The organism is Rhizobium leguminosarum, assembly GCF_001679785.1.
Lineage (GTDB): Bacteria > Pseudomonadota > Alphaproteobacteria > Rhizobiales > Rhizobiaceae > Rhizobium > Rhizobium leguminosarum_R.
Window position 1 is genome coordinate 678,773 of sequence record NZ_CP016287.1, and the last position, 14,035, is coordinate 692,807.

At 61.3% G+C, this 14,035-nt stretch carries 11 protein-coding genes; 4 read left to right on the forward strand and 7 right to left on the reverse strand.

Going from position 1 to position 14,035, the window contains the following annotated elements:
- Nucleotides 1-87 precede the first annotated feature (87 nt).
- Both BA011_RS27620 and BA011_RS27625 read left to right on the forward strand, forming a co-directional pair.
- Nucleotides 88-993 carry an MBL fold metallo-hydrolase gene (locus tag BA011_RS27620; protein WP_065283148.1) on the forward strand — a complete coding sequence of 302 codons (906 nt, stop codon included), beginning with the start codon at nucleotides 88-90 and terminating at the stop codon, nucleotides 991-993.
- Entirely contained in the window at nucleotides 990-1,760 is a 771-nt protein-coding gene (locus tag BA011_RS27625; RefSeq protein ID WP_065283149.1) for an aminoglycoside phosphotransferase family protein, read from the forward strand. Before BA011_RS27620 ends, BA011_RS27625 begins: the two co-directional genes overlap by 4 nt.
- Nucleotides 1,761-1,808: 48 nt before the next feature.
- Here BA011_RS27625 and corA read toward each other — a convergent pair whose 3' ends face one another.
- From corA to BA011_RS27650, 5 genes are all read right to left on the reverse strand, one after another.
- Nucleotides 1,809-2,852, reverse strand: a complete 1,044-nt coding sequence (gene corA, locus BA011_RS27630) for a magnesium/cobalt transporter CorA (protein ID WP_065283150.1) — start codon at nucleotides 2,850-2,852, stop codon at nucleotides 1,809-1,811.
- A 415-nt stretch (nucleotides 2,853-3,267) separates the two neighbouring features.
- On the reverse strand, nucleotides 3,268-4,353 hold the full coding sequence (locus BA011_RS27635; RefSeq protein ID WP_237352758.1) for an alpha/beta hydrolase: 1,086 nt from the start codon (nucleotides 4,351-4,353) through the stop codon (nucleotides 3,268-3,270).
- Nucleotides 4,354-4,616: 263 nt separating this feature from the next.
- Entirely contained in the window at nucleotides 4,617-7,691 is a 3,075-nt protein-coding gene (locus tag BA011_RS27640) for an efflux RND transporter permease subunit (protein WP_065283152.1), read from the reverse strand.
- A complete protein-coding gene (locus tag BA011_RS27645) occupies nucleotides 7,688-8,773 on the reverse strand; it encodes an efflux RND transporter periplasmic adaptor subunit (RefSeq protein WP_065283153.1) in 1,086 nt (361 codons plus the stop codon). Before BA011_RS27645 ends, BA011_RS27640 begins: the two co-directional genes overlap by 4 nt.
- On the reverse strand, nucleotides 8,770-9,843 hold the full coding sequence (locus BA011_RS27650; protein WP_065283154.1) for an efflux RND transporter periplasmic adaptor subunit: 1,074 nt from the start codon (nucleotides 9,841-9,843) through the stop codon (nucleotides 8,770-8,772). The genes BA011_RS27645 and BA011_RS27650 overlap by 4 nt, the downstream gene beginning before the upstream one ends.
- Nucleotides 9,844-9,953: 110 nt before the next feature.
- Here BA011_RS27650 and BA011_RS27655 point away from each other — a divergent pair, with 110 nt between their 5' ends.
- Together BA011_RS27655 and BA011_RS27660 are read left to right on the forward strand one after the other, a co-directional pair.
- Nucleotides 9,954-10,586, forward strand: a complete 633-nt coding sequence (locus tag BA011_RS27655) for a TetR/AcrR family transcriptional regulator (protein WP_065283155.1) — start codon at nucleotides 9,954-9,956, stop codon at nucleotides 10,584-10,586.
- 75 nt (nucleotides 10,587-10,661) lie between these two features.
- Complete coding sequence (locus BA011_RS27660) at nucleotides 10,662-11,738, forward strand: LacI family DNA-binding transcriptional regulator (protein ID WP_186806565.1); 1,077 nt, start codon at nucleotides 10,662-10,664, stop codon at nucleotides 11,736-11,738.
- A gap of 252 nt (nucleotides 11,739-11,990) precedes the next feature.
- Here the strand turns inward: BA011_RS27660 and BA011_RS27665 are convergent, their stop codons facing one another.
- A complete protein-coding gene (locus tag BA011_RS27665) occupies nucleotides 11,991-13,037 on the reverse strand; it encodes a carbohydrate ABC transporter permease (protein ID WP_020047217.1) in 1,047 nt (348 codons plus the stop codon).
- A gap of 1 nt (nucleotide 13,038) precedes the next feature.
- Complete coding sequence (locus tag BA011_RS27670) at nucleotides 13,039-14,034, reverse strand: carbohydrate ABC transporter permease (RefSeq protein ID WP_065283156.1); 996 nt, start codon at nucleotides 14,032-14,034, stop codon at nucleotides 13,039-13,041.
- Nucleotide 14,035: the final 1 nt, after the last annotated feature.

A 14,035-nucleotide genomic window follows, 5' to 3' on the forward strand; every position in this document is an offset into this window, starting at 1 on the left:
CCCGCAGCGTTCTGAAAGAGCAGGCGCCTGAACGAGACTTGATGTATCCGAATGAAATCACTGCGATGGCAATAGAGGCGAGCAGAGGTGAATCCATCGGTGGAATTGTGTTCATATCCCGAACTCGATGATCGAATCGTGATCGTCAGGGCGGGGGACGAAGTTGATGCTGTGTTCGTCCGGACCGAGAGGTTCAATGTGCTGATCGATACGCTCGGAACGCCCGAACTCTGCACGGCGGCGCTGGGCCTGCTCGGGGAACAGACGAACACTCGTCCGCTGATCGTCATCAATTCGCACATGGATTGGGATCATTTCTGGGGAAATGCCGCCATTGCGGGGCGCGCGTCCATTATCGCGCATGCCGCCGCGCTCGACCGCTTACGCGACCCTTCCGCACAGGAGGCCCTGAGGGACAAGGCGAGCCAGGAGCCGAGGTTTCGGAACGTCAACCTCATCGGTCCCGATATTACGTTCTCCGGCTCGATGACCCTCAACGGCGGCGATCTGACCCTGGAACTCATTCATACGCCGGGGCACACGCCCGACCATATCGCCGTATGGATTCCCGAACTTCGCATCTGCCTGGCCGTCGACGCGGTAGAATACCCCATCCCCGAAGTCTGGAGCAAAAATGCCGGCGACCTGCGCTTGATCCGTTCCTCGCTCGAGCGGATACGTGACCTCAATGCAAGACTGGTCATCCCGGCGCATGGCCGGACGCACTCTCCTTCGGCGGTGGATGACAACCTCGCCTATTTCCAAGCCCTGGCCGATCGTGTCGGCAGTTTGAGCGAGAGTCAGCTGGCCGATCCGCTACTCGGCAGTTCAAGCGGCCTGCGGCTTGAAGACTTCGTCCCCATCCCCGACGGAATGCCTTCCGACGTCGTGGCGTTCTACCGGAACTGCCATGAGACAAACCTTGGCGCCACGGTTCAGGCCCATATCGAAAAACTGAATTCGCATAAAGAACGTCTGGAGGCCGGAACGTGAAACTGTTGGAGGGCGGACGAACCGGGCAGATCTGGCAGGACGGCAATACCGTCATACGGCCTTCCGGCGCATGGACGCCGACGGTGCACCGGTTTTTGCGCCATCTCAGGAGCAGAGGCTTTCTAGGAGCGCCGGATCCCATTGAAATTGGCGGAAACCAGGAAGTCATCAGTTATGTCACCGGGCGCGTCTGCGAAGACCTGAGCGACCAATTTGTTGGATCGGAGCGCATGCTGCTTTCCGCAGCCAGGCTCCTGCGCGAATTTCATTCGGCATCTCAAGGGTTTCTCGAATCGGATCGCGAGGTCCAGATATGGATGTTGTCGCCGCGGGAACCGTGCGAGATCATATGCCACGGCGATTATGCGCCCTATAATGTCGCTACGGTAGACCATGAGGCTGTCGGGATCATCGATTTCGATACCGCCCATCCCGCACCGCGCCTATGGGATCTGGCCTATTCGGTCTACCGCTGGGCGCCGCTTTCCGATCCCACTAATCCGGACGTGACCTTCGGCCTCGACGAACAGTTGCATCGCGCGGAAATCTTTTGCACGGCATATGGGGCGACGATGGAAGACCGGCTCCAGCTCCCTGAGATGATCTGCAGTCGGCTGCAGGCGCTCGTCGATTTCATGCTGGCAAGTGCGGCCGCCGGAGATGAGACGTTCATGGAGGACGTGGTTGCCCGAGACGCCCGGCTGTATCTCAGCGATATGGACTACGTTCGCAGCAATCGGGACCGGCTGCTGAAGGCCTTGTGCTGACACACCTTCGCCAACCTCAGATATCCCGCCTGCCCCTACATCACATATCTAGAGCCACTTCTTCCGACGGAAGAAGGTGAAAAGGCCCAGGCACAAGGTGACGATGACGCCGAGCACGACGAAATAGCCATACTGGAATTTCAGTTCCGGCATTTCGTTGAAATTCATCCCGTAGATACCGGCGATTGCGGTGGGAACGGCGAGGATCGCCGCCCAGGCGGCGAGCTTGCGGGCGATCGCCGTCTGCTCCGTCTGGCCAATCATCACGCTGGCCTCGAAGGCGAAGGCAAGGACCTCGCGCAACGCATCGATATCTTCCTGAACCCGGCGCACGTGATCGGTCACATCGCGAAACAGCGATTGGAGCGTCGGATCCATGCCGGGAAGATCGATGTGTTCGTACCGCCGACAGACGTCTACGAGCGGCACCACGGCGTTGCGCAGCCGCAGCAGCTTGCGCCGCAACAGGTAAAGCCGCTCGATGTCGGACTTTTCCAGCTGTTCGCGCAGCACCAGATCCTCGAGCTTCTCGACCTCTTCCTGCACGACCTCGATGACAGGCATGTAGTTGTCGACGATGAAATCGAGGATGGAATAGAGAATATAATTCTCGCCGTGGGCAAGTGCTGCCGGCGTGGCCTCGCATCGCTGACGCACCGCCAGATAGGAGGACGAGTCGCCGTGGCGGACGGAAACGACATAACCGCGACCGACGAACAGGTGCGTTTCGCCGAAGACGATTTCGTCATCCTTCATATGGGCGGTCCGGGCAACGATGAACATCGCGTCGCCGTAAATTTCCAGTTTCGGGCGCTGGTGGGGTTGCGCCGCATCCTCGATCGCCAAGGCATGGAGATTGAACTCGGCCTGGACCTGATGCAGCAGCACTTCATCCGGCTCGTGCAGGCCGATCCAGACGACGGCATTCTCCCGGCTTCGCCATTCGCCGGCCTCCTCTATCCTGATGTCGCGAATGCGTTGCCCATGCTGATAAACGGCGGCGGCCACGACGCCGGGCCGTTCATGCGGAGGCGATGTGGAACCCCTGTCTGCCAGCGCGGAAATACCGTTCAGATCCTTCAGCCGTTCCAAATCCAGCTATCCTCTCCCCATGGCCGCACGGGATCATATATCCGCGGGGCCAATCCATTCGCCGGTCAGGCGCTCAGCCGATCATAATGCTATTTCGTAAAACATGCATCACTGCGTCTGTGCGGGGTCTGACCAGCCGCCTTCATCGTGGCCAGCCGCCGGGCAGCGTCATGTGTCCGTGGAAATATCGTCCATGCGGTTGCCGCTCGCCGCTGAAACGGGCGGCGACCGGAAACCTCAAGATAAAAAGGCGCCCGGCGATTGCCGGGCGCTTTTCATTCATATCCTCGAGGTCAATTTGACCACAGGTGGAAGTCTGCTTTCCATTTGTGCATGTGACCATTTAATAGTCACATTATGCACATCTCTTGGTGATGCCTGAGGATTAGCCATCACCGCCCTGACCTCCGTCTGGTCATTGCGAGCCGACGACACGCCCGGCTAGACGAAACGGACTTGCGACCGCGGCGCCGGCGGCGTCGAAGACATAGGCGCCAACGTCGCCGGCGGTCGACCGCCTCCCGCTTTCGAATGAGGCAAGTTGCGCTCCGAACTTGGCGAGCGATGCATAGCGGTCATGCCCCAGCCCGTCGGATGCCTGGATCGACGTGATGTCGATGACCCGAAGCCTTTCCTTCAAGGCTGCCTCCCTGATGACGGGATCATCGATATCGAGGCGTCCGACTCGCGCCCGCTCTCCCGCTATGAAGCTCGAGGCCACCAGCGCCCGGTCGTCCTTCGAAACAAGAAGAGATATGGGGATCGGCATCCGACCGATATCCTTCAGCTGGGACCGGAAAACATCGACGTCGATGTCAGGGGCGGCGAGGATCACCGCCAGTTTGCCGATGACCTCGTCGCGATGCTGTAGTTTCAGCTGGCGCACCGTTTCCATGACCAGGAATCCGCCCATGCTATGTCCGAAAAGGATGATGCGTTTCACCTTTGCTGAAGCCGAGAGCGACGTGACAAGCGCGTCGAGGTCACTGCGCGAGGAGAGGGCCGCATCGCGGTCGGCGACATAGCCGGCGACGGCAGCGGCCGAAGGCCACGAAAACAGAACCGGAGAACCCGGAATGTTGGCGTCCGCGGCAATCTGCGCGGTGCGAAACAGCGCCTCCTGATAGCTATAGTTATAGCCATGCACGAAGATGCCGACAGTGCCGTCGGACTGCGTAGAGCGGAGCGCCTCCTCTACGAAGGCGTCCTTTGCAAGCTGCTTGCGCCTGATGACAGCAAATTGGCGTTCGGGATCCGGTCTCGATGTCGGATATGTGATCGCGGTGTCCTTCCGGCCGGGAGGGACCGAAAACGCATATTGCTCGTAGGTAAGATTGTCAGCCCAGGCGCTCCCGAACCCGCCCCGTATGCTATCGGGGGTTCTGTTGGTCGCTACGAGCACCTTCACGCTGACCGGGGTCTTTTCGGCATGAGTCGGTTGACTCAGATGAACTGGCTTCAATACGTCCGGCGATGGTCTCGTCGCACAGCCTGCGAGCATCGCCAGGCCGATCGCGGCAATGATGGCCGGCCCGGTCTTCAGGAGCTCTCGGTGATCTGCCTTCGAGGGCTCCGGAGAATATCGTTCCGTCATCGATAAATTTCCCGTGGGATCAAGGCTCTCGGGCGCCAATCTCGTCATGCGCCATGTCGTTCTCGTTCACGCGTGGGATGGCATCGCCTGCGCCACCCCACACATTTTATCGCGGCCCGTGTTGCAGCGGCCGCCGCGGCGGCCGTGGGCGATGGCCGTCGAAGACTGCGTCATACCTCTGCCGCCGCGGCTTCGGCCCGAACGCCTTCGTCCCTCGGAATCCTGAACCACGCGACGTAGAGCGCAGGCAGGAACAGCAGGGTGAGTGCGGTTCCGACGACGATGCCGCCCATCATGGCGTAGGCCATCGGCCCCCAGAAGATCTCGCGCGAGATCGGGATCAGCGCCAGCGTGGCGGCCGCGGCCGTCAGCATGATTGGCCGCATGCGGTGTTCGGTGGCCTCGATGACCGCTTGCCAGGCCGCCATTCCTTCACTGCGGAGATGCTCGATCTGGACGACCAGGATGACGGAGTTGCGGATCAGGATACCGATCAGCGCCAGCACGCCGAGGATCGCAACGAAGCCCATGGGAGCATTGCTCAGCAGCAGCGCCGCGACCACGCCGATCAGGGCCGTCGGCGCGACGGCGAACACCAGGAACAGCCGGCTGAAGCTTTGCAGCTGGATCATCAGGATCGTCGCCATCGCAAACAGCATCAGCGGAGCGACCGCTGCGATCGGCCCCTGGGCCTCGGCGCTGGATTCGACCGCGCCGCCCACTTCCACCTTGTATCCCACGGGAAGGCTTTTCTGGAATTCTTCGACCTTCGGCTTGAGCTGTTCGACGACCGTGGCCGGTTGCGTCGGACCGACGACGGCCGCCTTGACCGTTATGGTGGGTTGCCTGTCGCGACGCCAGATGGTCGGCTGCTCGAGCTCGTAGCGGAAATTCGCCACGGCAGAGAGCGGCACGACCTTGCCGTTGGAGGTGGAAAGCTGAAGATTCTGCAGCGTCTGGATGGAATCGCGCTCGGATGCCCCGGCGCGCCCGATGACGTTGACCAGGTAGATGTCGTCTCGAACCTGGGTGGCCGTCGAGCCTTCGACTATGCCGTTGAGGGCGGTGGCGATGTCTTCGGAGGATACGCCGAGCTGGCGCGCCTTGTCCTGCAGCACATCGACCTTCACCACACGAGACGGCTCGTTCCAGTCCAGGACCATGTTCGCCAGAAGCGGATGCGATCCGATGACGCCGGCAAATTTCTGGGAGAGATCGCGGACCTTTTGAATATCAGGGCCGCTGACCCGGTACTGGACCGGCTTGCCGACGGGCGGACCGATGTCGAGAAGTTTCACGAAGGCGTCGGTGCCGGGGAAGGTTTTCGTCAGATAGTCCTGCAGCTCTGTTCGCACCTTGTCGCGCACGTCGAGCCCCTTGGTGACGATGATCGTCTGTCCAAACGACACGTTGGGCGTCTGCACGTCGAAGGATAGGATGAAGCGCGGGGCGCCCTGGCCGACATAGGTCGTCCAATGATCGATATCCTTGTTGTCGGCCAGCATCTCCTTTTCGAACCTGGCCATCTGCCTGTTGGTTTCGGCGATCGAACTGTTGTGGGGGAGGTTCCAGTCGATGATGAGCTCAGTCCTGTCCGAGCTGGGAAAGAACTGCTGCTGCACGAGCCCCATGCCGCCAATCGAAAGCCCGAAAACGCCGACCGTCAGAATGATGGTGACCCAGCGCCAGCGCATCGCCAGGCCCAGGAGCCAGGAGAAGACCGAGGCGACGCGGCCCTTCTTCTCGTGATGCGATTTCATCGTCTTCGGCAGGATCGTGACGCCGAGAAGCGGCGTGAACAGCACCGCCACCACCCAGGATACGATCAGCGAAACCGCGATGACGACGAAAAGCGTGAAGGTGAATTCGCCCGCCGCGCTGTTGTTGAGACCAACCGGAATGAAGCCCGCTACGGTGACGAGCGTTCCCGTCAGCATCGGAAAGGCGGTCGACGTATAAACGTGGGTGGCGGCCTTCCTGAGATCGTCGCCCGCCTCCAGGCGGGCCACCATCATCTCGACAGCGATCATGGCGTCGTCGACAAGCAGCCCGAGTGCGATGATCAACGCTCCGAGCGAGATGCGCTGAAGCGAAATGCCGGAATACTCCATCACCACGAAGGTGATCGCCAGGACGAGCGGAATGGAGATCGCCACCACCATGCCGGCGCGAAGACCGAGGCTGATGAAGCTGATGACCAGAACTATGGCAATCGCTTCGAAGAGCGCCCGGGTAAACCCGGACACCGCTTCGTCGACGACGGCCGGCTGATCGGAAACACGGTGAACGTCCACGCCGATCGGGAGATCGGCGACGACGCGTTTCATCTGCGCGTCGAGCCCCTCGCCGAATTCCAGAAGATTAGCGCCTTGCTTCATGCCGATTGCAAGCCCGATCGCAGGCTGGCCGTTGAACCGGAACAGCGCCGACGGCGGATCCACGTAGCCGCGTGTGATCGTGGCGACGTCGGTCAGCGGAAAGAAGCGGTCGTTGATCCGAAGATTGATTGATCTCAGACTTTCCTCGGACGTGAATTGTCCACTCACCCGCAAGGCGATGCGCTCCGGCCCGGCGTCGACGAAGCCGGATTGCGTGACGGCATTCTGCGCCTGCAGGGTCTGGATGACCGACTGCTGGTCGATCCCGAGCGCTGCGATCTGCCGCGTGGAGAATTCGAGATAGATCGCCTCGTCCTGGGCGCCGACCACATCGACCTTGCCGACGTTGGGCACGGTCAGGACCTCGGAGCGGGCGTTTTCCACGAGATCGCGAAGCTGCCGCTGGGTAAGGCCGTCGCTCGTGAAGGCGTAGATGTTTCCGAACACGTCGCCGAAGCGATCGTTGAAGAAGGGACCGACGACGCCGGTCGGGAAATCGCTCTTGATGTCGGCGATCATGTTGCGGATGCGCAGCCAGGTGGGAGCGACATCCTTTGCCTTGGTCGTCGGCAGCAGCTCGACGAAGACGGTCGTCTGGCCGGCAACGGTCTCGCTTTTGGTGTAATCAAGCGATTCCAGTTCCTGGAGCTTCTTCTCGATCCTGTCGGTCACCTGCCGCGTCACCTCTTCGGCGGAGGCGCCGGGCCACTGGGCGGTGATCACCATCGTCTTGATCGTGAAGTTCGGGTCTTCCTCGCGGCCGAGCTTCACATAGGAGAAAGCGCCTGCGAGAATGAAGACGATCATGAAGTACCAGACGAGCGAACGGTGTTCGAGCGCCCAGTCGGAAAGATTGAAGGACTTCACTGGCTGATCTCCTGGTCGATCCTGATGGCCTGGCCATCTTCAAGTTTATGCACGCCTGCCACGACGACCCTTTCTCCGGGGGCGAGTCCCTCGGTGACGCGGACGCTGCCGCCGTCTTCGACGTCGCCGTCGATCTTCACGCGGCGAAGCGATACCTTCCCGGCAGGCGCATCGACGATCCAGACGCTCGGGCCGTCGCTACCGACGAGGATTGCAGAGGAAGGCAGGACGATCTGCGGATCGGCGGCAATGGTTGCCGAGGCTGTGATGACCGAGCCGAGCCTGAAGGCTTCGGGCGGATTGGTGAGCGCGATCTTGGTCCTGCTCGTGCGGGTGGAGGTCTCTGCCTCCGGTGCTATTTCGCGTACGATCCCCGACGTGCGGATGGTCGGATCGAGCTGCAGCGTCACCTCGAAGGGTGCGCCGATCTTCAGTTTCTGGGCGGCGGCCTGCGGCACGTCGACCACGGCGTCGCGCTTGTCCGGCCGGGCGATGGTCACGACCGTCTGGCCGGCCGACACGACCTGCCCGACCTCGGCCGAGGTCGCCGTCACCACCCCGTCGAACTCCGCCCGAAGCTGCGCGTAACCGAGTTGCTCTTTGGCCTTGTCGAGGTTGGCCTGCGCCTTGGCGACGGCGGCGGCCGCCGTCCGCCTTGCCTGTTCCGCCTCTTCGAGCGAGGCTTCGGTGCCGGATCGCGACTCCAGCAGCGCGCGCTGGCGCTGCTCCGTGGTCACCGCGTTCCTGAGCTGGGCGTCGCTGTTCTCGACGTCCGACTGCGCGTTGCGCACGGCAAGCTCCAGCGCCAGCGGATCGATGGCGGCAACGACGTCATCCTTCTTGACGAGATCGCCGACATTGACGTTGCGGGCGATCATCCGCCCGAGAATCCGGAAGCCGAGTTCGGTCTCGATCGTCGGCTCGATCGTGCCGGTCAGGCTCAAGCTCGAGGCCGACGTCGGCTTGACTGTCATCGACAGCACGGGACGGGGCGCTTCCCCTTGCTCCTCATCCTGCGGCGCGCAGGAAGAGATCAGGGCCGTACCCATCATCAGTGCGACTATGTTGAGACGAATACTCACTTGGAAGCTTCCTTGACATAAGACACGATTTCACCCGGCCTGAGGAACTTGGTCCCATCGGCCACCACGACCTCTCCTTCCGACACACCCGCCTTGACGATAAAGCTGCCGGTCTCGTAGCCGGCGACGTCGACCGCTCGGACCGAAACCGCGGACGATGCGGGATCGACGATCCAGACGGCCGGCTTGCCGTCCTTGGATGTCATGGCGGACCAGGGAAGCTGGATGACGTCCTGCGAGACGTAATTGAACCTTCCGACGACGGGAGCACCGAGAGGGATCGGAGCGCCGCTCGATATCGCGACCTTGACCTTGATGGTTCCGGTGGAGGAATCGATCGTTGGCGAAATCTCGCGAACCTTCACCGCGATCTTCTGCGTCGGGTCGGACAGAAGGGTCACGGTGCCGTCGCCGTCGATCGGGCGCAGGAACGCACTTTCGACCACCTCAAAGACGGCATCCCGGTCGCCGTCATGGGCAAGCGTGAAGACGACCTGGGCGGCCTGCGCCACCTGCCCGACCTCGGCATTGCGGGCGGTGATCATCCCATCGGCGTCCGCCTTCAGCTCCGTGTAAGACAAGGTGTCCTGAGCGGTTTCCAACAGCGCCTGCGCCGACTTCGTCGATGCCTGCGCGGTCAGAAGCGCCTCCTGCGCCTGGTCGAGTGCGGCACGCGTCATCACCTGCGTTCGAAACAGGCTCTGCTGGCGGTCATATGCGAGCTGCGCCTGGGTCTGCTGCGCCTCAGCCGACTGAAGATTGGCTGCCGCCACATCCAGGTCTGCCTTCTGCTCTTCCGGATCGATGCGGGCGAGGAGCTGCCCTGCCTTCACGGACTGTCCGACTTCCACCAGCCGCTCGATGATCTTGCCGCTGACGCGGAAGGAGAGATCGGTCTGGACACGGGCGCGGACTTCTCCAGTGATCGCGCCACCTTGGACCAGTGGCTCAGGCTTGGCGACGACGACGCCGACCTGCCGTGGGGTTGGCTCAGTCGGCCCGCGCTCATCGCTGCATGATCCGAGACCGATGGCGCATACGATCGCTGTGGCGACCAGAATGGTTCTCATAGTTGACCTCTTGCTCTCAACGGCAGCTGCTATATAATTGACTGACGCATTAGTCAATGAAACTTTGTGCCGTAGGAACGAGGGCGTACACAACAAGGGAGGCGAGGCAAATGGCAGCTCAGAAGAAGATAACACGCGCGGAACAGAAAGCGCTGCGGCCCATCCAGATCCTGGATGCCGCCTTCGAGGAATTCGTGAGATGCGGTTTCACAGGCACGAGGGTCGAAGACATCGCCGACAGGGTCGGCGTCACCAAGGGTACCGTCTACGTCTACTTCGAGACGAAGGAAAAGCTTTTCGAAGCCATGATCAACCATTTCTCCGTGCCGTTTCAGGAACTGCTGGGGATCACCGCGAGCCTCAGCGGCAGCGCCACCGACCGGCTGATCTCCATTCTCGGCCTGCTCTACGAACAAATCGCCGAGGATCGCACGACCCGCGAGTTGACGCGGCTCGTCATTGCGGAAGGACACCGGTTCCCCGACCTGATCGACCGCCACCACGATCAGTTCATTGAGCCGATCATCACCAAGGTCGACTCTCTCATTCTGGAGGGTGTGGCGTCAGGGGAGTTTCGCGAAGTTCCGGTGGAATTCTCCGATATCGTGGTCGCACCTATCCTGACGACGACAGTTCTGCGGCTGATATTCGACGACCGCCGCGTGCCCACTCCCAATAAGGAGGCCTTCCTGCGGGCCTATTTCGACCTGCTGCTCAATGGCCTGCTTGCCAAACCTCACTGATCGCCGAATGACGAAAAATACCGCGCCAGGCACGTAGCTTTTCTCAACTTTTTATGTGAAAACATCGAGTTAGCGATGCCTTCGAAGGCACGACCTCAATTCGCGACGGAAACAGTGGAACGCAAAGTCAATCTCAAGGATGTCGCGCGCGACGCGGACGTGTCGCTGAGCACGGCCTCGCACGCGCTCAACGGGACCGCGCCGCTGACGATCGAGGTGCGCGAAAGGGTTCTGGATTCAGCCAAACGCCTGGGTTACCTCGACCGCCGGAGGAAGAAGGCGACGATTGCGGCCTTGCGCGTCCTGCTTCTTGCGATTCCCGACGATGCCGCACCGGAGAGCGATCTCAATCTGGTGAGCTGGACGATCCTCAACGGTCTTCGCAGGGAGTGCGAACGCCGCGGCATCAGGATCGTACCCTTCGTCAGCACCGGCCGGCGCATTGACGGCGCTCAGGTCAGGCAGATCGCGCTCTCGGAACGTGCCGACGGCATCGTGGTCCTGAACGATGATCAGCCGGAACTGATCCGAAGCCTCGCCTCCCCTGATATGCCTGTTGTCATCGTCAACGGCGAAGACCCCGCCATGCTGGTCGATACGGTCACCCCCGAAAACCGCTTCGGAGCGCGGCTCGGCATCGAGCACCTGCTGGCGCTCGGGCATCGCCGTATCCTGCACCTGACCTGGAAGGGCCGTACGACGATCCAGCGCCGATATGACGGCTTCTCCGATGCTTATTTCGCCGCGCAGCTTCCGGTGCCGGATGGCATGATCGTCGAGGCCGAGGGATATGAGCCGAGGCACGGCGAGGCAGCCATCAACGCGCTGCTCGACCGCGATCCCACGATCAAAGGCGCGACCGCCGTCTTCTGCGCGGCCGACAATCTGGCGCTCGGCTGCCTGAAGGCATTGGCCGATCGCGACATAAGCGTGCCGGAAGCGATATCAGTGCTGGGGTTCGACGACATCGTCCCCGGCGAATTCAGCCGCCCGCCGCTTTCGACGGTCAGCGTTCCCACAGACAGGCTCGGCGCCGCCGCGCTCGCGCTTATCGAACAGCGGCTGATCGCCAACGATCCGCAGCGGCCGGCCCATCGCCTGGAACTCGGATGCCATCTCGTCCTGCGCGGCAGTATCGCACCGCCGCGTTAGATGTCCCGGGCGTGATGCTGTATTCCGGCATTTCGTAGATGGAATTGGAGAGGTCCAGGCGATCAGTTTAGGAGCCTTGGTGCCGGTCAGGATGCTTGTCACAAGATGGCCGACGAATGAGGGCTTTGGACAAAGACAAAAACCGAAACGCGCCGCATGAACCAGGTTCAATGCGACGCGCCTCAGCCGGGAGGAAGACGTGGTATGGGTTCTTCAGCGATTGCGGGGAGGCCTATCTCCGCGCCTCGCCATTCATTTCATGCCTGTTCCGGCGATGCCCGTGGTGATGTATTTCTGCAGGAACAGGAAGACGACGGTGACAGGCAGCAGGCTGAGGAACGTCATCGCCAGGATATAGTGCCACTGGACCGAGAACTCTCCCTGGAATGCATTCAGGCCGACCTGCAGGGTGAAATTCTCGCGGCTGTTGAGGACGATGAGCGGCCAGAGGAAATCGTTCCAGCGCCAAAGCACGGAAAAGATCGCCAGCACCGCGAGAGCCGGCGCCGTCAGCGGCAGGATGATGCGCCAGAAGATGCAGAATTCGCTCGCCGCATCGACGCGCGCCGCCTCGATCAGCTCATCGGGTATGGTCAGCATATATTGCCGCAGCAGGAAGACGGCGGTCGGAGAGGCGACCGTCGGCAGGATGACGCCCCAGAGGTTATCGGCAAGCCCAACCCCGACGATGACGAGATAGGCCGGCACCATGACGACCGCGAGCGGGATCATCAGCGTCGAAATGATGATGACGAAGACCGTCGTATCCCCTGCAAATTTGTATTTCGACAGGGCGAAGGCCGCCATGGCGTTGACGATGAGCGTCAGAAGCGTTGCAACGAAGGTGACGAACACTGAATTCTTGAGGAAGGTCAGGAAGTTGAAGCGCGTCAGCGGATCGGTGTAATTCTGCGTGGCGACCGTCAGCTTCTGCACCGGCGTCATCCCCTTGACGTCGACGCTGACGGGTGGTCCTGGATTTGCGGGATCGACCATCTGGGCCTTGAGGCCGATGCGGCGGACCATGGCCATTTCACGCATCTGACCGTCGACGGTGACCTGCCAGAGGCTGAGCGGCTTGTCGAAGCCGGGCACGGTCTGCTCGACGGCGGCCCGAGGAAGCAGCGTCGGCGGAAACCGGGTGATCTCGGCGGCCGGCTTCAGCGAGGAGAGGCCCGCCCAGAGGACCGGAAGCAACACCACGAAGGTTCCGCCGATCAGCCAGACCCATGACAATATGTCGGTTATATCGATGCGTCCGGCCCGGCGTGTGCGCGTGAAAAAGCTGATCGGGTTCATCTCAGGACTCCATTCGCTTGCCGATGCGCAGCTGTATGAGGGTGAGAACCAGAAGCACCAGCCCCATGAGAACCGATGCCGCGGATGCGAGACCGAAGAGGCGAAGATCGCTGCCGAATGCCATCTGGTAGATATATTGGACGATGAAGCTGTTGGCCGTGCCGGGGCCGCCGCCATTGGTCAAAACCCAGGCTTCGTCGAAGATCTGGACGGACTTGATCATCAAAAGGATGAACACGACCAGCAGGTTGGGGGCCAGCAGGGGAAGCGTGATCCTGAACAGCGTGCGGCGTGGTGAGGCGGCATCAATGGAGGCAGCCTCGTAGAGCTCCTTGGGGATCGCCTGTAGGCCGGCGAGCAGGATGAGCGTGTAAAAGCCCATGTGGAACCAGACCGACACCACGACGACGAAGAAGCGCGACCAGCCAACGTCGAGCAGAAAGATCTCCGGGGGGACGCCGAGCATCTGAAAGAAGGCGTTCAGGAGCCCGTTGCGATCGAGGAACCACTTCCAGATCAGGCCGATGACGACCGGCGACAGCAAAACGGGATAGAAGAACATCGCCCGGAAGAAGCCGCGCGCAAAGATCGCCCGGTTGAGAATCAGCGCCGTGATCAGCGCCACCAGCAATGTAGCGACGACATTGAAGGCCACGAACCAGAGCGTGTTCCACACAGCCGTCCAGAACAGCGATTCCTGGCAGGTTCCGGGCTGCAGATAATTGCCGCAGGAAAGCAGCGTGCGGAAATTATCCAGGCCGACGAAGGGTCGTTCCGAGACGAAAAGATTGGTTCCGCCGGTGAAGGCGTAACCGACCGCGATCGCGATCGGAAGGAACGTGAAGATGGCGAACAGAATGAGGTTCGGCGCCAGGAACAGCCATGGCATACGCTTGCGGCCGAAGATGCGCTCGATCACATTTATCGGGGCTTCGACCACTCTCATCGCCGTTTCCCCCGTCTGGGACAGCAATGCACCTGCCTTGAACGCCGCCATG

Excerpts from the sequence above, each read along its gene's own strand:
- BA011_RS27635 (WP_237352758.1), bottom strand. The coding sequence starts at position 4,353 with ATGCTCGCAGGCTGTGCGACGAGACCATCGCCGGACGTATTGAAGCCA.
- BA011_RS27650 (WP_065283154.1), bottom strand. The coding sequence starts at position 9,843 with ATGAGAACCATTCTGGTCGCCACAGCGATCGTATGCGCCATCGGTCTC.
- BA011_RS27655 (WP_065283155.1), top strand. The coding sequence starts at position 9,954 with ATGGCAGCTCAGAAGAAGATAACACGCGCGGAACAGAAAGCGCTGCGG.
- BA011_RS27660 (WP_186806565.1), top strand. The coding sequence starts at position 10,662 with ATGCCTTCGAAGGCACGACCTCAATTCGCGACGGAAACAGTGGAACGC.
- BA011_RS27665 (WP_020047217.1), bottom strand. The coding sequence starts at position 13,037 with ATGAACCCGATCAGCTTTTTCACGCGCACACGCCGGGCCGGACGCATC.
- BA011_RS27670 (WP_065283156.1), bottom strand. The coding sequence starts at position 14,034 with ATGGCGGCGTTCAAGGCAGGTGCATTGCTGTCCCAGACGGGGGAAACG.